Raw genomic sequence first — 21547 nt, 5'->3', positions numbered from 1 at the left:
CGAGCCGCACAGCAGAACGCACCCGACTTCATCGGGTATTTTCCATGCCCCTAGCCCCTAGCCCATAGCCCCATATTCCCTATAACATTCTATCAATCGTGCGGTACTGAATCGCTTCAGCAACGTGCTGGGGAAGCAGCTCCTCATCTCCGGCGAGATCCGCAATGGTTCGCGAGACTTTCAGGATGCGATCGGTGGCCCGCGCCGAAAGTCCTAGCTTGCGAATTGCTGCTTCTAATAAGTTGCGGGAAGCCTCATCCAGCTGGCACCACCGGCGCAGGTGCCGGCTTTGCATTTCCGCATTGCAGCGCAGCGCCGGCTCTTCCTCAAATCGTTTGCGAGCTCGCTCGCGGGCCAGCTGCACCCGCTCCCGCACTGGCGCAGACTCCTCGCCTGCCGGCTGTCGGGTAATCTCCTCCGGTTTGAGCCGGTTCACCGCCACTTGCAAGTCAATGCGATCCATCAGCGGACCTGAAAGCCGAGCCCAGTATTGCTGCCTTTTTTGCGGCGAACAGGTGCAAGGCTGCACCGTATCGCCGTAATAGCCGCAGGGGCAGGGGTTGGCACTCGCCACCAGGGTAAATTGAGCGGGAAAGCTCACCGATTGCCGGGTGCGAGAAATCGTGACGCAGCCATCTTCGAGGGGCTGGCGCAGGAATTCCAGCACATCGCGCTTAAATTCTGTCATTTCGTCCAAAAAAAGCACACCCCGGTGGGCCAGAGAGATTTCCCCCGGACGCGGGAAGCTGCCGCCGCCCACCAGGGAGGGGCCAGATGCCGAGTGGTGCGGGCTGCGAAAGGGGCGATCGCCAATCAGGGAGCCCCTATTTTTCAGCAGACCGGCAACGGAGTGGATTTGTGTGACTTCCAGCGCTTCTTCAAATGTCAGCGGCGGCAGGATTCCCGGCAACCGTCTGGCGAGCATGGTTTTGCCGCTGCCCGGTGGCCCGACAAAGATCAGATTGTGGCCGCCGGCAGCCGCAATTTCCAGGGCGCGGCGGGCGTGGGCTTGGCCTTTGACATCTTTGAGATCCGGGCCGGCAAACTGGGTTCTGGCCAGCTCTGACGGACCGTCCAGCCGCACCGGCGCGTATAGGTGCGGGCTGTTCAGCAAATCCGCCACTTCCGACAGGTGCTGGCAGCCATAAACCTCCAGCCCTTTGACCACAGCTGCTTCCCGCACATTGCCGGTGGGCACAACCAAGCCGGTGACGCCCAGTTTCTGCGCCGCTGCGGCGATGGGCAGCACGCCGGCCACCGGTCTGAGGCTGCCGTCGAGGGAGAGTTCCCCCAAAAAGAGATAATCTCCCAGCAGTTCCGGACTGACTTGTTCGGATGCGGCCAAAATGCCGGCGCTGACCGGCAAGTCGAAACTCGGACCTTCTTTGCGCAAGTCTGCCGGTGTCAGGTTAATTATGATTTTGCGCATGGGGAAGGCGTAGCCGGCATTTTTGAGGGCTGCTTTCACCCTTTCGCGAGATTCTTGCACGGCGGTATCCGGCAGCCCTACGACGACAATTCCCGGCAACCCGCCCGATACATCGACTTCTACCCCCACTTTAACGGCGTCGATGCCAACGATTGATGCACTCCAAACTCTAGCTAGCACGCTGATTTCCTTGAAACTGCTATAAACTGTAGTATGGTGCGTTCATAGCGCCCCACACTGTTCTGTGGTGTTTGTCTCGCCCACTCACAGATTAGCAATTTTAGCAATAGGCCGGCAACAATTTTTAACAAAATTTTGCAATTGGAACATGATGAAATGGGGAGTTAACCGCCAAGGACGCCACAGGACGCAACGGCGGCTCCCTCCGGGCAGGACCCCAAGAAACTTTCTCTTGGCGTTCTTGGCGTCTTGGCGGTTGATTATAATATTATAGCAGTATGCACTTAGGTTAGAACATTAGACCTTGAGGGGGGCGGGACGCCTGGCCTACGTCTATATAGCATTAAGCATTTAGGAAACGTACATTCCGGCCTCCCTTGCTCCTCCGCTCCCGAAGCTTCTATTGTTCTAATCAATATGACTGCTGCTATAATCAATCATACATCCCGGGCAAAAACGGGATGCTCCCTAAACGGCTGCAGCAACGAGTGTCGGTGGCGCATTAGCGCACCTGCAAATGGTGGGGCTAAAGCCCAACTACGAACCTTGGGCTAAAGCCCAACTACGAACCTTGGGCTAAAGCCCAACTACGAACCTTGGGCTAAAGCCCAACTACGAACCTTTGGGCTAAAGCCCAACTACGAACCTTGGGCTAAAGACCAACTACGAACCTTGGGCTAAAGACCAACTACGAACCTTGGGCTAAAGACCAACTACAAACCTTGGGCTAAAGCCCAACTACAAACCTTCGGCTAAAGCCCAACTACAAACCTTGGGCTAAAGCCCAACTACAAACCTTGGGCTAAAGCCCAACTACAAACCTTGGGCTAAAGCCCAACTACAAACGTGCTTATGACTGAAACCAGAGAGACGATTTTCAGCAAGATTATTCGCCGGGAAGTGCCGGCGGAGATTGTTTATGAGGACGATTTGGCGCTGGCGTTCAAAGATATTCGCCCGCAAGCGCCGGTGCACATCTTGGTGATTCCCAAGCAGCCGATCTCTCAACTTTCCGATGCAGAGTCGAAAGACCACGCCCTCATGGGGCACTTGCTACTGACTGCCAAGCGCGTTGCAAAGCAAGTGGGGCTAACAAATGGCTATCGGATTGTGATTAATAATGGTGAGGATGGCGGGCAAACCGTCTATCACTTGCACTTGCACATTTTGGGCGGACGCCACATGAAATGGCCTCCCGGATAAATGCCGGTGGGCAGGAATTGTTGATTTTAGATTGGGGATTTTAGATTTTGGATTCGCCTGGACTGTTTAGCTGGCGTTGCCCAATTGTGGGAGCAACCGGGCACCCCTACCCCCCAGGCGGGCTTGCACGCCTAGGGGGAGTAATATAGCAGCAGTCATATTGGTTAGGACACTAATGGCATGGCGTCTGGGGCTCATGCGCATGGGGCTCATGCGCATGGGGTAAGTAGGGGCGGGTTCACCCAAGATGTCTCTGGGTTTTATAGCAGCAGTCATATTGGTTAGAACAATAGAAGCTTCGGGAGCTCTGGAGCAAGGGAGGCCGAAATGTACGTTTCCTAAATGCTTACTGCTATATAGAGGTAGGGCAGGCGTCCCGCACCCCCTGAAGGTCTAATGTTCTAACCTAAGTGCATACTGCTATACCAGATGTTAGTAAACTCGCCCCTACCAGCTTTTGCGTGATGCGATGATGCGATGATGCGGTGATGCGGTGATGCGGTGATGCGATGATGCGATGATGCGATGATGCGGTGATGCGATGATGCCCATGTCCTAATCTAAGTGCATACTGCTATATCATCTCCGTTCGATTGGCCGAAATTAGGCAGCCCCGGGGAAGGGAAATGCCCGATCGTGCCCCATACCCCCCAAACCACCGCCCCATTCACGGCACATCCGGCCTGCCGGCCAGATCAGATGTCCACCCCGCCCTACTATAAGTAAAACTTATCGCTACTATAAGTAAGAATTAAGTTAAACCCCTTTACAAACCTTAACAAGGTGGGTAATCTAGTAATAACGGTAGAGAAAACGCTACCGCGAACCTTGAAAAATCAATAACGCACTCATAAATCAATGACCACCACCTTACAGCGTCGCGAAAGCGCCAACGTCTGGGAACGGTTCTGCAGCTGGATCACCAGCACCGAAAACCGCATCTATGTCGGTTGGTTCGGCGTCCTGATGATCCCCACCCTGCTCACCGCCACCATCTGCTACATCATCGCCTTTGTCGCCGCTCCCCCAGTGGACATCGACGGCATCCGCGAACCTGTTGCAGGTTCCCTGCTCTACGGCAACAACATCATCAGCGGTGCTGTTGTCCCCAGCTCGAATGCTATCGGTCTGCACTTCTACCCCATCTGGGAAGCGGCTTCTCTCGATGAGTGGCTGTACAACGGTGGTCCGTACCAGCTGGTGATTTTCCACTTCCTCATTGGCGTTTTCTGCTACATGGGTCGTGAGTGGGAACTGTCCTACCGCTTGGGCATGCGTCCTTGGATCTGCGTGGCTTACAGCGCTCCGGTTGCTGCTGCTACCGCAGTCTTCCTGATCTACCCGATCGGCCAAGGCAGCTTCTCCGACGGTATGCCCCTGGGCATCAGCGGAACCTTCAACTTCATGTTGGTGTTCCAAGCTGAGCACAACATCCTCATGCACCCCTTCCACATGCTGGGTGTTGCCGGCGTGTTCGGCGGTAGCTTGTTCTCTGCGATGCACGGTTCTCTCGTGACCAGCTCTCTGGTTCGCGAAACCACTGAAACCGAGTCTCAAAACTACGGTTACAAGTTCGGTCAAGAAGAAGAAACCTACAACATCGTTGCAGCCCACGGCTACTTCGGTCGTTTGATCTTCCAATACGCTTCTTTCAACAACAGCCGTTCCCTGCACTTCTTCCTGGGTGCTTGGCCGGTCATCGGCATCTGGTTTACCTCTCTGGGTATCTCCACGATGGCCTTCAACCTGAACGGTTTCAACTTCAACCAGTCCGTGATTGACAGCCAAGGTCGCGTTATCAACACCTGGGCCGATGTCATCAACCGCGCCAACCTGGGTATGGAAGTCATGCACGAGCGCAACGCTCACAACTTCCCCCTCGACTTGGCCAGCGTTGAAGCTCCCGCGATCAAGGGCTAAGTTTTCCCCCCCCCAGAGACGCGATTTATCGCGTCTCTACAATAAAAAAAGCGCTCTCCAAAAGGGGGCGCTTTTTTGTTTTTCATTTTTAATATTCAATAGATGTGCGAGTCGCCGAGGCGATGCTGGAAACCGAGACGTCCTTTTTCCGCGATACCCACCCCTTTGAAGCCCTCCAGACATTCGTGCTGCCCCTGCTGCTGAAGAAGCGATCGGGCAACCGCACCCTGAATCTCTGGTGCGCCGCCTGTTCCAGCGGGCAGGAACCTTATAGCATCGCCATGCTGCTGCGCCAGCATTTCCCTATTTTCACCGGCCCGACGGTACATTTCCTGGCCAGTGACATCTCCGCTGAGATGCTCTCCCGCGCAGGCGTTGGGCGCTACTCCCAGCACGAGGTCACTCGCGGACTGCCACCGGCACTCCTGCGCCGGTACTTCCAGCAGCAGGGCAGTGAGTGGCAAATCCAAGATGACATCCGCCGCACGATAGATTTTCGCCAGATCGATTTGGCGGGCGAGTGGCCACCACTGCCGGTGATGGATATCATCTTTATGCGCAACGTCCTGATTTATTTCGACATCCCCACGAGAAAGGCTATCCTGACAAAGGTGCGGGACGTGTTGAGTCCGGATGGCTACCTGTTTCTGGGTGCCGGTGAGACAGCGGTAACGCTCGATGACATCTTTCAGCCGGTGCGATTGGACAAAACTGTGTGCTATAAGTTGCGTCAGGATTAGGGCATTCTCGCCTGGGTCTGGGAATGAGGGTTGGGCCGAGATTAGGGGATTAGGGGATTTTTTGTGAGTGGGGTGCGTTCCGCTTTGCGCAAGGCACCCCGCAACCCAAGGCTGGCAGTCCCGGGTTATATTAAAATTGATAAAGTAGCTGTGCTATTTGGCGGGAAAAATGCTATAATTTAAGAATGTCGCGATTGAGTTTCCCGCCATCTAGGGAGGAAAAACAATGGAACTCAAATCAGTTGCTGTAGAGATTCCTCAGGGGTGCAATATCATTATCGGGCACTCCCACTTTATTAAGACGGTTGAGGATTTGTACGAGATTATGGTCGGCACTTCGCCGCATGTGAAATTCGGCATTGCCTTTAGCGAGGCGTCTGGTCCCTGTTTGATTCGTGTCACCGGCAATGACGAGGCTTTGCAAGAAGTGGCCACGAAGAACGTTCAAGAGATTGCTGCCGGTCACACGTTTGTTGTGCTGCTGAGAGAGGGGTTTCCTATCAACTTTTTGAATGCGATTAAGCAGTGCCCAGAAGTTTGCAATATCCACTGCGCGACGGCAAATCCGGTGCAGGTGATTGTGGCGGAAACTGACCAGGGGCGCGGCATCGTTGGGGTTGTGGACGGGTTTTCTCCTAAGGGTGTAGAAGGGCCAGAGGATGTGAGGAAGCGCAAAGATTTTCTCCGCCAGATTGGGTACAAGTTGTGATAGAAAATCCGCTGAAAGTTTTAGCATTAGCTTGGAAGACCTGGCGATTACAAAGAGACTTTTGTCGGCTGCGTGAGGGGCTATGCTTTTTGCTAATTCCCCGGCGATTGGAAATCGCGGCTACACAAACAAAGCCCGCCTGCGCGGGCTAAGAGTAGAGCGAGACTCTCACAATCTGCGCGGTTTTTTCGAGGAAAGGGGGGACTTGGGTTCGCAGAAAGCTCCCCTCCCCGTTAACGGGGAGGGGTTGGGGGTGGGGTTTGATCCCCCTATCAATTCGCCAACAGTCTCTTAGAAATTGACGGCGATAGACTTTCGCCCGCCTGCGCGAGCTTCTCAACTCCCTGCTCACTCTCGACAAAAGTTCCTAGAAAATCCCAAATCCAAAATTGCTATAATCTCTGTAAAGTCCGGGTGTGGTAGCCGTAAATCCATGACACTGACGCAAGTTTGGGGCGCTCTGCTTATCCTCACAGTCTGCCCGATTTTGGGGGGACTTCCTCTGATTGCTTGGATTACTAAAGCCCTCACCGGCTCTCAACTGGCTGAACTGGGCACCGGCAATATAGGTGTGTCAGCGGCATTCTACCACGGTGGGCGGCTGGCAGGGATTCTGGCGGTGCTCTCGGAAGCCGGCAAGGGGATTGCTGCGGTGTTGCTGGCTAGGTTTTTCTTCCCATCCAACCCGGAGTGGGAGTTAATTTCTCTCATCGCTCTGGTTCTGGGGCGCTACTGGATAGGCAAGGGTGCCGGCACGACGAATGCGGTTTGGGGCTTTATCGTCCATGACCCAGCAGCCGCCGGTTTGGTATTCTTGATTGGGAGCATTAGCTTTACTATTCTCAGAGAGCGACAGTTGGGAAGGCTGGCGGTTTTGGTGCTGTTCCCGCTGATTCTGGCTGTGCGGCACCCGCACGAGGGGGCTCGGTTTGCCGGCGCAATCTCTCTGGCGCTTTTGCTCGCCTGGATTTACCGCAATATCCCGGATGATTTGGATTTACCCGCAGAACATTCACAGGCAAATTCGCAGAAAATGTTTCGCTTTTTTCGAGGCGATAGGGCGATTGTGTCGCTCCACCGGCAGCTGGATGCCGGGAAAGTTGGTGAGAAAGCGGCGACGCTCTCCCAGTTGCTGCGCTGGGGCTACCCTGTGCCGGCAGGATGGGTGCTTCCGCCGGGTGACGATCCGCAACCGCTTGTGGATTTTTTGCAACCGGCACCAGACAAGCCGCTGGCGGTGCGCTCTTCTGCTGTGGGGGAGGACTCGGAAGTTGCTTCGGCTGCCGGTCAGTACGAAAGTATTTTAAATGTTAGCAGCCGGGAGGAATTGCAGGATGCGATCGCCCGGTGTTTGGCGTCCTATGACCGGCCCGCTGCGCAAGCTTACCGCCGCGATCGCCACCTCCGGGAAGATGCGATGGCGGTGCTGGTTCAGGAACAAATTCGCGGAGTTTTTTCTGGGGTGGCGTTCAGCCGCGACCCGATATACCGGCAGGGGGAGGCGGTGGCGATTGAAGCGCTTCCGGGAGATTGCTCTCGCATTGTTGGCGGTCGGGTGACGCCGGAACAGTATCGGGTTTTTGTCCGGGATGAGGATGTGGATGGGGCGACAAGCTGGGTGATGCCGCCAGGGAAGCTGCTGGAAATGGAGGGCGCTGGGGATGTGCCGCCGGCTCTGATCCAGCAGGTGGCTTTTTTGGCGCGTCACTTGGAGAGGCGCTACCGGGGGGTTCCGCAGGATATTGAGTGGACTTATGATGGGCGGCACTTGTGGCTGCTGCAAGCGCGACCGGTGACGACTCTGGTGCCGGTGTGGACGCGCAAGATTGCGGCGGAAGTGATTCCGGGACTGATTCGCCCGCTCACTTGGTCGATTAATCGCCCTCTGACGTGCGGTGTCTGGGGGGAGATTTTTACGCTGGTGCTGGGTGCCGGTGCGGCGGGGCTGGATTTCAATGAAACGGCGACGCTGCATTACTCCCGGGCGTATTTTAATGCATCCCTCTTGGGAGAGATTTTTCTGCGGATGGGGCTGCCTCCGGAAAGTCTGGAATTCCTGACGCGGGGGGCTAGGTTTAGCAAGCCGCCGCTGAGTTCAACTTTGCGGCAATTGCCGGGGTTGCTGCGGTTGATGGGGCGGGAGTTGCGGCTGGAAAAGGATTTTGAGCGGGATTGCCGGCAGTATTTTATGCCGGTTTTGGAGGATCTGGCAAAGCCGGTGTCTCCTGTGTCGCCACCGGCTCTTTTGCAGCGTGCCGATTCTATTTTGGAGGCGCTGAAGCGAGCGACATATTATAGCATACTGGCTCCGCTTAGTCTAGCGCTGCGGCAGGCGGTGCTGAAGGTGCCGGATGGGGAGTTGGATAAAAGTCTTTTGCCGGAGATTGCGGCGACGCGAGCGATAGGGGAACTTGCGGCGGCTTGTCGTGCGGGGGCGTTTGGGGAGGGGCTGCTGCGGGAAGTTACGGAGGAATTGATTTCGGATAGCGGGGCGGTTTTTGCGCGGCTGGGGGAATTGCCGGGGGGTGAGAGGGTGCTTGAGGAGTTTGAGGGGTTGGTGGAGCGATACGGGTATCTGAGCGACTGCGCGACGGATATTGCGGTTCCGAGGTGGAAGGAGGAACCGCAGCCGGTGCGGGAGTTGTTTGTGCAGTTTTTGCGTGCCGGTGCGGGAGAGGGGGGGAGTGAACCGCAGAGGCGCAGAGGGCGCAGAGGATGGAAGGTGGGGGCTGTGGGGGCGCGGGTGAATCTGAAGGGGCGGGTGACGGAGGTTTACAGCCGGCTGCTGGCTCAGTTGCGGTGGAGTTTTGTGGGTTTGGAGGGGGTTTGGCTGGAGTCGGGGATTTTGGGGGAGCGGGGGGATATCTTTTTCTTGGAGTTGGAGGAGATTCGGCGGGCTGTTGCGGGGGATGAGGGGTTGAAGTGCCGGTTGGCTGAGCTGATTGGGCTGCGGCGAGGGCTGTTGGAGGAGGACCGGCAGTTGAGTGGGGTTGCGCCGGTGGTTTATGGGAATGCGCCGCCGGCTCCTTTGCGGGTGAGGGGTGAGGGGCGAGCTCGCCGGCAGTTGCGGGGAATTGGTGCGAGTCCTGGGGTTGTGGAGGGGCGGGTGAGGGTTTTGCGCAGTTTGCAGGGGATGGGGGAGATTGACCGGCTGACGATTTTGGTTGTGCCGTATACGGATTCGGGGTGGGCGGCGGTGCTGGCGCGTGCCGGTGGGCTGATTGCGGAGGTGGGGGGACGTCTGTCGCACGGTGCGATTGTGGCGCGGGAGTATGGGATGCCGGCGGTGATGGATGTGGAGAGTGCGACTGATTTGTTGCGGGATGGGGAGTGGGTGCGGGTTGATGGGGCGAGGGGTGTTGTTGAGATTCTTTGAGGGGGGAGGTAATCCAATATGATGGGTGTCGGATTCAGCGTATCCAGCCTTTTGGGGTTACTTTTGTTACTGTTTGCATTTTAATTGGCTTTCTCGGTGTTCGCCTGCTTCCTGTCTAGTTCGGGTAACCCAGGTTTGCGCTTCTTCGCCTAATGCCGGTGCGGGAACTAAGCCGCGAATTTCGCTCCATCGCTGTCGAGGTTTGGCAGTTGGTTGCGCTTGTCGGGCTTTTTCGGCTTGATAGGTGATTAATTCCAGCTGTTCCTCTAGAGTTAGGGTATCCGCTTGCTGTTTTAATTGTTTAAGTGTGTTGGGAGTCATGGCTGTTTTAGGTTTAGAGTTCTCCGTTAAAGGCTGGACTTAGAAAGGCTGCTGGGGGGAAAGCCGGTCGCTTGGCTCAGATGTAGCCACCGCCGGAAGTGGGGATGAATCACAGCCCCATTCGGTTGTGTGGGGCTTGCTACGGCGAGGTGCGATGTTACCGGATTGAGTGGCAGTTTAAGACAGGGCAAGGGTGGGTTAGCGAAGCTCCTGCAAAGCCGGATCGGCACCAGTTGCCGTTGCTGTCGGAGTGTCCTAACTGCGAGACGAGGATTAAAGTCCCAGTTTTGTGGGTGAAAGGAGCTGGCGAGCTTTGTTTTAGGAGGTTTGCCAAAATACTGAAACGGCAAAAATCTGTTTAATGCTTTATGAGCTATATGTTAGGGAGATGGAAATAATCTTTAGATGCAAGTTCCGCTAACTGGGCTCGCAAATCCTTGCGAAGATTCTTCTGCAGCCTCTTATTTAATCCATCGGGGACGGATTTCTCATCAAGTCCTGTGATTCCAGAATGCCCATCAGCACCAGGACGGCAATCTCTAACACGCTGGCCATTGATTTCAGAAAACAGATAAACCCAGATAACATTCAACAAGTTAGCATAGACGTCTTCCCCAGAATTTCCCTGAATTTTACGAATCTCATCAACTTTAAGACGGAGAACTAATTTGCGAGGCGAGCCGTCTGCAAAGAACTCGTAGGCTTGATCAGGTGTTGTAAGAGAGTCAACCCAAACGCTAAGATGGGGGGGAATTGATTTTTTATCCTCTGACGACAGAGTAAATTCATCTTCCAATTGGAGCGATAAAATATTGCCTTTTTCTGCAAAGTCTTTGGGCGGTCTAGCAAGTCTTAGGACGCGACAAGCATCTGGGATTGGAGTTAAATTAGATCCAACTGAATCCATTCTGAAGAACTTATTCGATAAAGAGCGAAGCTTTGTCAAAAATTTCCTTTGAAAAACCCTGTTCAAGGGTCGTATCTTCTCCCCAAACAGCTCCATTTTTTCTATTGCGATAGAAAAATTCTATCTCACCAGTGCCAAAAATCTCACACTCTAAATAGTGTTCAGCTTTTGACCAGGTGTACATGAAGTTATCTCTTGAACCTGGACAAGCATCAGGCACCTCTAAGCACTGCCCTCTTGCTTCAAAAAGATTTTTGAGTTTTTCCCACACTGACCAAGATAGATCGAGAACTTTTTCTGAAAATTCTGTTTCTCCTGTGACTCTTGCTTCTTTTTTTAGCGAGTCAAGATATACTCGAACACCGTGACAGCGTTTTTGAGGAAGAATAGCCGCTTCACTCTTTTTGTATAGGCGAGGTAAATTTTCTGAGGAATTGCTTATCGAAGCTGATAGAAATCTACCCAGTCGCTCTTGTGGAGAAACATTAGGTTGATGCTCAACAGGTTGAGCTAACAAATCGTACACAGCTATTTCGCGGCTGTGCGCATAATAATTTCTAGCTCCAGCATTTCCAAGCTCATACGAGGTCTGTGACAGTGAGCGTGGAATAACTTTTGTGATAGGAGTAGTAGGCGTCTTTCTCTGCTTAGCTGACAGGGTTGCGAAGGTAATTCCTTCATCTTCCCGTTCTAGTTCCTGAAATTGAGATATCATCAGAGTCATAAGCTTTACCCTTTTCGCTTCCAAATATCCGTCTGAATTTTCTCATCAGTTAAATCAGCAAATCCCTGCACAAGGTATTTATGTGCGATATCAAACCAAGTTTCTAGTGACCCCCTAGAATTATAACTGCCAATCCCACGCACAGTTAATTCAAATAAGAGGGTTGGATGGTTTTTAAAAATCACATTCCTGATCGATATATGTAATCTGCCAATTTCATCCGGCAAATCAAAAGTTAGATCCCAATCAATCTTTTCAGGTTTTGAAAGAAATCGAGACGGATTTGTTTGCCATTTAAAGTCCGGAAAAATTTTACCTATATCTTCAAGAGTTTCCCATGCTTCTCCTTGTGGAATTTGATTGACATAGCTTAGATCATATTGAAGTATCTGAATTTCACCTAACTCGGCTTCTTGCAGGAAGGATGTAAGGGTTCCTAAATGCTCTTGAAATCCTTTGATAATATTTTTATACCTGGGATACTCACTATCTGAACTAAGTTTTCTCCAGTTATGAATCAGCCGATCGCGTTGTATTTGGACAACCTTTGTTTCGTCAGAGCTAATGAACCATACTCTTGGCAAAGGAGGAATGTCAGTAAGTTCCAGCCGAGGTTCAGCAACTTGATGATTGAAAACTTCTATCGTGGGTTCTACTGGAGGAACCTCATGGCAAAACGGGTAGTCAGGTTGAAACCTCTGCCATAACAAGCCAATATGGGGAGTAAGTAAGGCTTCGATAGGGTCAAACAAAACACTGCAAATCACCTCACTAACAGGTGGTTGGTCATAAGATAGCAATTGCCTGGTGTCCATGCTGACTGTCACGCTGTCTCCTCTAGTTTCCTGAACAAGCAGCTCCATAGAATCATATTCTATGATGTAGCTTAACCTCGTATGATTCAGCCAAGAGCTGATTTAAATGCTTGGCAACCGGAGAGAGATGACATCCAACCCCACCGGCACCCCGCACCGGCCCTCAGTCCAAGCCGCCATCCACCCCCCCTTGTGTCGCCAATCCTGCAACCGGCCCAGGGTGTAGCCTGTGATGCCAGCAGCCTCTTGGCTCGTGACAAACCTCTTCTGCCTGAAATTTATTATACAGAAATTCGGCATTCAACGTTTATTGGTTTATAAAACGTTAATGTTCTACCACGAGCCAAATTCCCATCCAGCACCGGCTCCCAAGCCGGCACCCACACCATGCTTCTGCTATCTCAGGTAGAGCCGGCAGCACCACGCTCCCTTACTCAATCTTGAGAGGCAGTCGAAAGGAACGTTTCGAGCACCGTCAACAGCGCCTGAAATCCCTCCTGGGTTTGAGGGTTTTCCCAAAACTCTGGGTTTTTCCTCATGCTGGTCTTGATTTGGTTGTAAGTGGCGTCCAGGCGGGCAGATAGAGGATTAACAGTGTCGGGCGACTTCTTTTCGGTCAATAGCGCCACCTGCTCTTTGATTTGGCTGAGCGACCATTCCTCGGCGATGGCCTTCTCCAGCAAGTCCTGACGTTTTTCTGGCTCCTTCATCCGAGCTATGGCTTGAGCTTTGGTGTACTCGATGCGTCCCTTTCGCAGCGCCGACTGGATGTCATCAGGAAGTTTTAGCAGAGGCAGCCGGTGGCTTCTGAATGAATCCGGCGAGAGTCTGCCAATTGTGGCAAACACCTCCTCTACTATCTGCTGTTCTTCATTACGCACAACGTTGTGCGTAAACCCCCGCTTGACGTTGGCCATTCTGTTAAACAGCGAGATTGCCCCTTCCCGGTCAGTTTTCAGCTTCAGCGCCAGTAGCTGCAAAATTCCTTCAACTTCCTCTATCGGGTTCAAATCCTCCCTCTGCAGGTTCTCCACCAAAGCGTACTGTACCGCTTGCTCGTCAGACATCTCCCGCACGAGCGCCGGCACTTCGGTCAACCCCGCCTCAATCGCCGCCCGGTATCTCCGCTCCCCCGCCACTATCTCATACTTCTCCCCCACAGGGCGCACGATTATCGGCTGCAGGATGCCGTGTTCTTTGACGCTGGCGCTCAGCTGCTGCATGCCGGCTCGATCAAAATACCGCCTGGGTTGGGATTCGGGCATGCTAATCAGCTCAATGGGGACAAATTGAGCGGCACTGCGATCGGGTGCGCTATCTGCCTCAAAGCCATTCTCAGTCGGGTTTTCAGGCTTTTCAGGGGGGCCAGATGACGAAGATCGTCGGGACAGCTTTGGACTCATTTCCTTCATTTCGCCTGGGGGACTATTTTATTTTCGCGTCTGGAGCGGCGTTATAAATGTGCTGTTGAGAAATCTTAAGCTCTCTTCAATCCCCGACTCCAGTTCAAAGACGCCGGCACACCGGCTCCAGGAACTCGCCGGCGCTTGTCGCTGCGGTGAATGCCGGTGCGACTATGCAAAAATATCCGGATAAATTAACAGCTAACGGCAGTGAGGCTTTGTTTCGTTGATGCCCCGGTGGGGCTAAAGCCCAACTACAAACAGGTGGGGCTAAAGCCCAACTACAAACGGGTGGGGCTAAAGCCCAACTACAAACGGGTGGGGCTAAAGCCCAACTACAAACGAGGGCCAGTGTCAAGGCCAGTGTCAAGCGTTTCCCCAGCTTTGGGGATACCAGATGATGCCGGTGCGCCGGCACGCGCTCTCGTCTTTGGCCACGGGAAGGCAGCAGCCGGTAGGTGCTAGCCGGTGGTATTTTATCGAGTTGAAGGGAATGGCGGAGTGTCAGAAACGCCGCTGATTTATTTATGTGAGGTTCATACAGTTGTGTGAGCTAACGGGAGGTGAGAGATTTCCTCTGGCTATCGGAGCTACAGCAACCCTTGGGACAAGATTTCCTCGATCTAATGAGTCCGAATATAGCGGTTTTCATCCAAAGTGAGGTACTGAGAAACCCGTATTCTTAAAGATACGGGTTTCTGGCATGTACTTCATCCAACTGAAAACCGCTATAGTTTGTGAGCTGCATCCCAAGAGTTGCGCTAATGTCGCAGGAAAGCCGCTGGATTGGGTGCGGGATTCTGACTGTCAGCCGGCACAAAGATGAAGGGGCTACGCCGCCGGCGATACCTGTGAAGCTTGCTGAATAATAACTCCGAGATGTAAATTATAAGTTAAGCACAAGTCGAAAAACTTACCTGAAATCGCTATGAGCCTTTTTTGTCTAGTTCACGGTGCCTTCCAAGGCGCTTGGTGTTGGGATTTGTTAATCCCTTACTTAGAAGCGCAAGGTCACAAGACCGTAGCAATGGATTTGCCAATAGAAGATGCCTCTGCAAGTTTATCGCAAATGGCAGATACAGTCGTTCAAGCGCTGCCAAAAACGGATGGTGATATTGTGCTGGTTGGTCACTCAATGGCAGGGACAGTTATTCCCCTTGTTGCAGAAGCCCATCAAGTACGTCAACTGGTCTTCCTTACCGCGCTTATTCCATGCCCAGCAACCAGCACACTTGATCAATTTGCCCACAATCTCGATTCAGACAGCCTAAACTCATTAAATTACAAACCAACAGAGTCAAGCCAACTCAACCTATTCGGTGATGAGCCTGACCTGTTTAATCCAGTTTCTCTGGGTAAAGACTTTTCAGATGAAGCAGTATTAATGGAACTTTTTTATCACGATTGCCAACCGGACGTAATGCGCTGGGCGCTCTCAAAAAGCCGGTCGCAGCAATCAATGGCCTATATTTTTGAGACCAGTCCCCTAAAATCTTTCCCAAAAGTAGACTGTAAATATATCGTTTGTACTGATGACCGGATAATTTCTCCCGCATGGTCACGCTACGCTGCACCTAAGCGCTTGGGAGTTGATGCCATAGAACTGCCTGGAGGACATTGCCCGCACTTGTCTCGCCCCGAACACCTTGCCTCAGTATTATAGCAGCAGCCACTTAGGGCACGGACGTAGGACAGGCGTTCCCTCCAATCCCTTTCCCTACTAGCAAGTGAGATGCCTTGTCCTAAACTGACAGTTTATTGCTATAGCAGTATGCACTTAGGTTCGTACATTTCGGCCTGCCCCCCCGCACTCCAGATCCTATTGTTCTAACCCATATTACTGCTGGGATATAGCCGTAGGTACGGCGTAGCGCTAACGCGCCGCTGCGCTAACGCCGGGCCTGAAGGTTTAATGTCCTAATCTAAGTGGCTACTGCTATATCACTAATGATCGGGATCTATAGCGCTTCTCATATCAGTGAGGTGCCCAGAACTCCGGTTTCTTAAAGAAACCGGGGTTCTTATGCGCACTTAATCCAACTGAGAACCGCTATATAGGGTTTCTCATATCAGTGCGAGTAATCGGTTTCGTTTTGCCAACATCCTGATTCCCACACCAGGCGACAAAAGGCCAACCCACCTCTTACAGCCACCGGCACCCTCTGCCGGCACCGCACAGCGAGCACCCGCGCAACAGCCGGCATTCCATCACCCACCGGCCCCCTTCAAAACGCCAAAACCCGCCAGTAGAGCGGGTTTCACACAATGGACACAACTGGACTCGAACCAGTGACCCCCACGATGTCAACGTGGTGCTCTAACCAACTGAGCTATGCGTCCGACAGTTATTAAAGTTAGCACAGGAACACCTGCAAGCGCAAGGGGTAAAACCTAAAAATTTTCTAAACTTTCCCAACACCCCGCCGGCGCACCCCGTCTCACCAGATTACCCCATCACAGCCCGCTCCGCCAACAGCCACCCCCTAGCGGTGGCTTGTCGCCAGCACAGACTAGCCGCCCATTATATAACAGATGTAACGGATTCGGAAGAGGGGAGACAGCCTTTGGTGGTGTCTGGCAGCCCACAGGCACGCCGGCACAGAAGCACCTCACCCCTGCGGGACTTCCCAAAAATCAGCTCGCAGGAGGCATAATTAATATACACTCCGGTTTTATACTTATTAAATGCCGTTAAGGTGCAACTCTTCCTTATGCCCAGACGCCTCACCATCCAACCCCACCTGAGTGTGGAAGAACTCGAAACCCGCTACCGCAAGGCCAAAGACCCCGTAGAGCGCACCCACTATCACATCATCTGGCTGCTGGCACAAGGAAAACGCACCGAGGAAGTGGCAGCAGTCACCGGCTATTGCTCCGACTGGATTCGCAAAATAGCCCGGCGTTACAACAACTCAGGCGCAGAAGGGCTGACAGACCGCCGCCACGAAAATCCCGGTGCCGAACCCTTGCTAGACGACGCCCAACAAGCCGAATTGCGGCAAGCCCTGCACGGACCGGCTCCCGATGGCGGATTGTGGAACAGCCGCAAAGTCGCAGAGTGGATCTCACAGCGCATTAACCGGCCCGTGGCCATGCAGCGCGGTTGGGACTACCTGCAGCTAATGGGATTCCGCCACACCGCTTCCCGCCCTGTGCCGGCAGAAACCGAGCCCTTGGAGAAAGAAGCGTGATATCAAGTTCGGTAGGGCACGCTCGCATTACTCATCCCCATTGCCCAGCTCCTGATTGCCGTCGCTCCACCGAACAGTATACAAATGGCAGCGCAGATTATATAGTATCGCGTCCGCTCGATCGCTTTTGTTTCTTTCCCGCGCCGTGCCGGCGGAACTCGATATCCTAAAACACCACCCGCCAAATTCTCACAGTGCCGTCAGCGCTGCCGCTGGCGAGGAATCGGCCATCCCCACTGAAAGCAACAGCGCTCACCCCAGCTGAATGCTGCGTGAGGGAAGCCACCGGCATACCAGTAAAAGGATTCCACAGCTGCACGCAGCCATCCCTCCCCCCACCGGCAACCATCTCACCCTCCGGACTGATCGCCACAGCACTCACCCAGTCAGAATGCGTCAGAGTGCCCAGCAATTCCCCAGTGCCGGTGTGCCACAGCTTGACAGTACAGTCACTGCTGCCGCTGGCCACCAGCTCGCCGTCCGGGCTGATGGCCACAGAGCGCACCGTTTCCTCATGGCCGGTGAGCGTGTGCGCAGCAGTCGCCCCCGAAAAGCCGGCACTGCCCTTAAGCTGCCAAATCCTCACCGTCTTGTCCCCACTGCCACTCGCCAAAATATTCCCTTGAGCGCTAATCGCCACCGACTCCACCCAGGCGGAGTGCCCCGTCAGCGTCCCCAACAGGCAAGCCGGTGGCCAAATTCCAGATTTTTACCGTCTTGTCGCCATAACCGCCGGCAACCCACTGCCCTTCCGGGCTAACCGCCAGGGAATACACCCAGCCGTAATCCTTAGCAAACAGACCGCCAAGCGTGCGAACCAGCGAGCCTAAGCCCAAATTCCAAATCTTGACAGTCTTGTCGCCACTGCCGCTGACCAGCAGTTGCCCGTCGGGAGTGAACGCCAGCGCATTCACCCAGCCGGCATGCCCGAACAGCAAACTGCTCAGCACGGCAGGCGGGCTGCCGGTGCCCAAATTCCAGACTTTGATGCTGCTGTCCTCAATGCCACCGGCCAGCCGACAGCCGTCGGGACTGAGCGCCACAGAGCGGACCCGACCGGCAGCGCCGGTGAGCGTTTCCACGCACTGCCAAGATGCCGGTGGCGGCAGTCTCAAATCTTTAAGAATTTCATCAGCAGCCCCGTACCGACCTTGTACTGACAAAAACAGCATTTTGTCAATAATCCGGCCAAGAGTTGCGCTCACCGGTCGGGGCAAGTGCTGCCGCCACACCCACTCTTTGCCGTGACGCAGATTAAACGGCGGAGTCTGAGTCAGCAGGTAGGCGCAAGTGACGCCCAAACTGTAGAGGTCACTGGCAAAAACCGCACGCCCCTCCAGCTGTTCCGGGGCGATATATTCCGGACTGCCAACAATCGTCGAACTTGTGAGCGAAGCAGATGGGGTGAGGGATTTAGACGAGCCAAAATCCACCAAAACAAGCCGCATTGCCGGCTGCCGGCGGCGAATGATATTTTCTGGCTTGATGTCGCGGTGAATCACAGAATTGCTGTGCACAAATTGCAGCACCGGCAGCAAATCCTCCAGCAGCGCCCGGATCTCGGTTTCGCTGAATGGCCCTCGCTCCTCCAGCGCACCGGCCAAATTTTCCCCCTCGATAAACTCTTGCACCAAATACTGACGCCCGTCTTGCTCAAAAAACCCCAGCAGCCGGGGAATTTGGGGGTGAAGGCCGAGTTTGTCCAGCTGCAGCGCTTCCCGCTCAAATCCCTCAGCCGCCTTCTGCGGGCTTTCTGTGCCGGTTTCTGCGGCGAAAAATTGCTTGATCGCGCAGGTGGGTTTAGAGGGGATGTCCTCATCCACAGCCAAAAAAGTCCTGCTGGACACCCCCTGACCGAGGGGTTTGATGGCTCGGTAGTGCCCTCTCAGCAGCAATTTTGACCCGCAATTTTGGCAAAATTTATTGCCTGCTGGGTTCTGGGGCTTCTGGCAGTCGGGATTGAGGCAATAGCTCATAGGCAAAAGCAATCGGGCAGATATAATCTATGGTAAATCTTCCCCACCCATCAGCCATTCGCGCGAGTGAGCGTGCCATCTCTGCCAAGATTCTCACCCTCACCCCCCATTTCCCAGACCAATGGGGAATCACCAGCCCCTTGTGGGCCAAAGATAGGGTGAGCGGGAGCTGTACAGGGCAGCCCAAACAGAAATTTTCTAATATCCGGAAGAAAGCATATATACAAAACCGGTCTAAAGTCGGGAATTTGTGAAAATCATTTAACCGTAAATCATCTCACTTTGAGAAATTGGCCCCGAAAAAGGGTCAGGTGCGGGTCAGGGTGGCCAACGACAGGGGCAATTTCACCCCGAAAAGCAGATCAGCCGCACCGGAGCGGGGCCAAATTTGGGTAAATTTTCTAATATCCGGAAGAAAGCATATATACAAAACCGGTCTAAAGTCGGGTATTTGTGAAAATCATTTAATCGGAAAATATATCAGCTAGCCCCAGCCCCACCGGCCCTGCACTCAACAGGCACAAGCATGACCGAGATTTGCGAAAAAGCCGATCGGGACTGGTTTTGAGAGCGCTTGTGGGCGGGGGGTATCCGCAGGTGCCTGCCGGTTGTAGGGGCGGGTTCACCCGAGATATCTGCGGCAAGCAAAAATAGTCTGCTTGCCCCGCCCCTGCTATAACCCCGCCCCGACTGTGCGCCAAATCTTGACCGTCTTGTCCTCGCTGCCACTGCCGAGGATTTGACCGTCGGGACTGAAGGAGACGGAGTTAACCGAGTAGGAATCCTCACAGATGGTGTGCAGCAGTTTGCCGGTCTGCAAGTGCCACAGCTTGATAGTCTGGTCGCGACTGCCGCTGGCAAGGATTGGGGAGCGCGGGTGGAAGGCAGTGGCATTGACCCACTTGGCGTGATCCGTGAGGGTGTTGATTAGCGCCGCTCCAGAGGTTAGCCCGCCGGTGTCGGGCTGCCAGAGTTTCACCGTCTTGTCCTCACTGCCACTGGCGAGAGTGGTGGCGCAAGGGCTGAAGGCGACTGAGCTCACGGGTTCGGTATGGCCGGTGAGGGTGTGCAGCAGTTTCCCAGTGCCCAGCTGCCACAGTTTCACCGTCTTGTCCCAGCTGCCGCTGGCCAGGGTTTGGCCATCGGGGCTGAAGGCCACCGACCGCACCCCGCCCGAATGGCCGGTGAGAGTGTGCAGCAGTTTTCCAGTTGCCAGGTGCCAGAGTTTGACAGTTTTGTCCCAGCTGCCGGAAGCGAGGAGCGGGAATCGGGGGTTGATGGCAACTGAGAGCACCCAGTCGGAATGACCGGTGAGGGTAAGTAACAGTTTGCCAACCGACACCTGCCACAGCTTGACCGTCCTGTCCAAACCGGCACTGGCTAGAATTCTGCCATCCGGACTGAAGGCGACGCAATTCACATCGTCTGTATGGCCGGTGAGGGTGAGCAGCATCTCGCCGGTGCCGGTGTTCCACAGCTTGACGGTTTTGTCCGCACTGCCAGAAGCCAGCAGTCGCCCATCTGGACTTAGACTTACGGAATTCACAGAGCGCGAGTGCCCAGTCAGGGTGTGCGAGCATTTCCAGGTTTTCGGAGCGAGCTTTGTAGCGCCCCTGCGCAGCAGCTTTGATGCCGGAGTGACTTGAACCGGCGTCACCGGCGGCAGTGTGTCGGGCTTCAGGTGCGTCACAGCAGGCGCGGCGGATGGGCGTCTGGACGACACCGCAGTCAAGTCTGCGAGAACCTCAGAGGCAGACTGATAGCGTTCCTTGAGCGACTCTTTGAGCATCCTGTCCAAGACCAGCCCCAACTGAGCGCTGACGCTTCTCCCCGCTTTGCGCAGCGGATCTCGCCACAGCCACCGGCCCTCCAGGGGGTCAAACAGCTCGTCAAGAGAGGCTTGAGTCAGTAGGTGAATGCAGGTGACTCCCAAGCTGTAGAGGTCGCTGGCTGGGTGAGCGAAGCCGCCCCGGATCAGTTCAATCGGTGCGTACCCTTCGGCGCAAACTTTTGCGCCCGTTCTGGTGAAATGGCTTGTGAGCAGGTGGGGAAAGGCAAAATCGATCAGCACCAGGCGGCGGTCCGCACTGCGCCGCAGAATATTGGTTGGCTTGATGTGCCGGTGAATCACATTCCGCTCGTGGGCAAATTGCAGCACCGGCAGCAAATCCGCCAGCAAGTCCCGAACCTGTTCCTCACTGAAAGCTCCCTGCTCTTCGAGTTCCTGCCACAAGTCCTGTCCTTCGATAAACTGCCGCACCAGATACAGGCTGCGCTCTTGCTGAAAATAGCCGAACACAGAGGCAATCTGGGGATGCTGGTCCGCCACCGCCAGCAGTCGCCGCGCCTCTTGCTCAAATAGCTCGGCAGCCTTGGCCATTGCTTCGGGATTCCCCTGAATTTGGGGTGCCGGCAGCAACTGAAAGATCGCGCAGCTCCGCGAGTGCCGCTTTTCCTCCACAGCCAAGAACGTCCTCCCAAATCCCCCCTCACTGAGCAGCTCAATAGCGCGGTAGCGGTCATTCAGCAGTAACTTTGACCCACAACTCAGGCACAACTTTGTCCCCTTCGGATTGTCGGTCGTTTTCGGGCAGCTGGGATTTAGGCAATGCGTCATACTGCGAAGGAATCAACCAATTGTGTCTGTCTTCAG

The 21547-nt window shown here is 54.2% G+C and carries 20 protein-coding genes and 1 tRNA gene; 8 read left to right on the top strand and 13 right to left on the bottom strand.

The annotated features are described in order from the left end of the window. Positions 1 to 79: 79 nt before the first annotated feature. Positions 80 to 1609 carry a YifB family Mg chelatase-like AAA ATPase gene (locus OSC10802_RS0106930; RefSeq protein WP_026098234.1) on the bottom strand — a complete coding sequence of 510 codons (1530 nt, stop codon included), beginning with the start codon at positions 1607 to 1609 and terminating at the stop codon, positions 80 to 82. 852 nt (positions 1610 to 2461) lie between these two features. On the opposite strand from OSC10802_RS0106930, the gene OSC10802_RS0106925 reads away from it, so the two are divergent. Beyond that, positions 2462 to 2812: a histidine triad nucleotide-binding protein gene (locus tag OSC10802_RS0106925; RefSeq protein WP_017716059.1), complete on the top strand. Its 351-nt coding sequence runs from the start codon at positions 2462 to 2464 to the stop codon at positions 2810 to 2812. 66 nt (positions 2813 to 2878) lie between these two features. Here OSC10802_RS0106925 and OSC10802_RS49065 read toward each other — a convergent pair whose 3' ends face one another. Beyond that, positions 2879 to 3088 (bottom strand): hypothetical protein, encoded by a 210-nt coding sequence (locus tag OSC10802_RS49065; RefSeq protein ID WP_155967431.1) that lies wholly within the window; start codon positions 3086 to 3088, stop codon positions 2879 to 2881. Positions 3089 to 3670: 582 nt separating this feature from the next. Here OSC10802_RS49065 and OSC10802_RS0106920 point away from each other — a divergent pair. The 4 genes from OSC10802_RS0106920 (at position 3671) to OSC10802_RS0106900 (ending at position 9557) form a co-directional block, all read left to right on the top strand. Beyond that, a complete protein-coding gene (locus OSC10802_RS0106920; RefSeq protein ID WP_017715231.1) occupies positions 3671 to 4732 on the top strand; it encodes a photosystem II reaction center subunit D1 in 1062 nt (353 codons plus the stop codon). A 104-nt stretch (positions 4733 to 4836) separates the two neighbouring features. Then, complete coding sequence (locus tag OSC10802_RS39005; RefSeq protein WP_155967430.1) at positions 4837 to 5472, top strand: CheR family methyltransferase; 636 nt, start codon at positions 4837 to 4839, stop codon at positions 5470 to 5472. Between the two features lie 226 nt (positions 5473 to 5698). Continuing rightward, positions 5699 to 6181 (top strand): adenosine-specific kinase, encoded by a 483-nt coding sequence (locus OSC10802_RS0106910; RefSeq protein WP_017716057.1) that lies wholly within the window; start codon positions 5699 to 5701, stop codon positions 6179 to 6181. Between the two features lie 433 nt (positions 6182 to 6614). Next, the gene (locus OSC10802_RS0106900) at positions 6615 to 9557 is read left to right on the top strand and encodes a glycerol-3-phosphate acyltransferase (RefSeq protein ID WP_017716055.1); all 2943 of its coding nucleotides are present in this window, start codon (positions 6615 to 6617) and stop codon (positions 9555 to 9557) included. A gap of 66 nt (positions 9558 to 9623) precedes the next feature. On the opposite strand, the gene OSC10802_RS0106895 is transcribed toward OSC10802_RS0106900, so the two are convergent. The 6 genes from OSC10802_RS0106895 to OSC10802_RS0106870 all read right to left on the bottom strand — a co-directional run bounded on the left by OSC10802_RS0106895 (position 9624) and on the right by OSC10802_RS0106870 (position 13727). After that, the gene (locus OSC10802_RS0106895; RefSeq protein ID WP_017716054.1) at positions 9624 to 9878 is read right to left on the bottom strand and encodes a hypothetical protein; all 255 of its coding nucleotides are present in this window, start codon (positions 9876 to 9878) and stop codon (positions 9624 to 9626) included. 373 nt (positions 9879 to 10251) lie between these two features. Continuing rightward, on the bottom strand, positions 10252 to 10785 hold the full coding sequence (locus tag OSC10802_RS0106890; protein WP_017716053.1) for a hypothetical protein: 534 nt from the start codon (positions 10783 to 10785) through the stop codon (positions 10252 to 10254). A gap of 10 nt (positions 10786 to 10795) precedes the next feature. Then, a complete protein-coding gene (locus OSC10802_RS44050; RefSeq protein WP_026098232.1) occupies positions 10796 to 11509 on the bottom strand; it encodes a hypothetical protein in 714 nt (237 codons plus the stop codon). A gap of 5 nt (positions 11510 to 11514) precedes the next feature. Next, a complete protein-coding gene (locus OSC10802_RS0106880; protein WP_017716051.1) occupies positions 11515 to 12372 on the bottom strand; it encodes a TIGR04255 family protein in 858 nt (285 codons plus the stop codon). 54 nt (positions 12373 to 12426) lie between these two features. After that, a complete protein-coding gene (locus OSC10802_RS0106875; RefSeq protein ID WP_017716050.1) occupies positions 12427 to 12624 on the bottom strand; it encodes a hypothetical protein in 198 nt (65 codons plus the stop codon). 134 nt (positions 12625 to 12758) lie between these two features. Continuing rightward, on the bottom strand, positions 12759 to 13727 hold the full coding sequence (locus OSC10802_RS0106870; protein WP_155967429.1) for a ParB/RepB/Spo0J family partition protein: 969 nt from the start codon (positions 13725 to 13727) through the stop codon (positions 12759 to 12761). A gap of 210 nt (positions 13728 to 13937) precedes the next feature. Between OSC10802_RS0106870 and OSC10802_RS49060 the strand changes: the two genes are divergently transcribed. Together OSC10802_RS49060 and OSC10802_RS0106865 are read left to right on the top strand one after the other, a co-directional pair. Continuing rightward, complete coding sequence (locus tag OSC10802_RS49060) at positions 13938 to 14192, top strand: hypothetical protein (RefSeq protein ID WP_155967428.1); 255 nt, start codon at positions 13938 to 13940, stop codon at positions 14190 to 14192. A gap of 463 nt (positions 14193 to 14655) precedes the next feature. Next, positions 14656 to 15390: an alpha/beta fold hydrolase gene (locus OSC10802_RS0106865; RefSeq protein WP_017716048.1), complete on the top strand. Its 735-nt coding sequence runs from the start codon at positions 14656 to 14658 to the stop codon at positions 15388 to 15390. A gap of 480 nt (positions 15391 to 15870) precedes the next feature. Here OSC10802_RS0106865 and OSC10802_RS55470 read toward each other — a convergent pair whose 3' ends face one another. After that, positions 15871 to 15993 (bottom strand): hypothetical protein, encoded by a 123-nt coding sequence (locus OSC10802_RS55470; RefSeq protein WP_255349122.1) that lies wholly within the window; start codon positions 15991 to 15993, stop codon positions 15871 to 15873. After that, positions 15994 to 16067, bottom strand: a tRNA-Val gene (locus OSC10802_RS0106860). It abuts the gene before it with no gap. A gap of 371 nt (positions 16068 to 16438) precedes the next feature. Between OSC10802_RS0106860 and OSC10802_RS0106855 the strand changes: the two genes are divergently transcribed. Continuing rightward, entirely contained in the window at positions 16439 to 16918 is a 480-nt protein-coding gene (locus tag OSC10802_RS0106855; RefSeq protein ID WP_017716047.1) for a helix-turn-helix domain-containing protein, read from the top strand. Positions 16919 to 17084: 166 nt separating this feature from the next. Here the strand turns inward: OSC10802_RS0106855 and OSC10802_RS56330 are convergent, their stop codons facing one another. The 3 genes from OSC10802_RS56330 to OSC10802_RS0106840 all read right to left on the bottom strand — a co-directional run bounded on the left by OSC10802_RS56330 (position 17085) and on the right by OSC10802_RS0106840 (position 21511). Further along, a complete protein-coding gene (locus tag OSC10802_RS56330) occupies positions 17085 to 17558 on the bottom strand; it encodes a WD40 repeat domain-containing protein (protein WP_369797056.1) in 474 nt (157 codons plus the stop codon). Continuing rightward, positions 17548 to 18894, bottom strand: coding sequence for a protein kinase domain-containing protein (locus OSC10802_RS38995; RefSeq protein WP_052334294.1), 1347 nt, complete (start codon positions 18892 to 18894; stop codon positions 17548 to 17550). Before OSC10802_RS38995 ends, OSC10802_RS56330 begins: the two co-directional genes overlap by 11 nt. A 673-nt stretch (positions 18895 to 19567) precedes the next feature. Next, positions 19568 to 21511, bottom strand: a complete 1944-nt coding sequence (locus tag OSC10802_RS0106840; protein WP_017716044.1) for a serine/threonine-protein kinase — start codon at positions 21509 to 21511, stop codon at positions 19568 to 19570. Positions 21512 to 21547: the final 36 nt, after the last annotated feature.

This window comes from Kamptonema formosum PCC 10802 (assembly GCF_000332335.1).
GTDB lineage: Bacteria > Cyanobacteriota > Cyanobacteriia > Cyanobacteriales > Oscillatoriaceae > Oscillatoria.
This window is presented reverse-complemented; position numbering and strand designations above follow the sequence as displayed.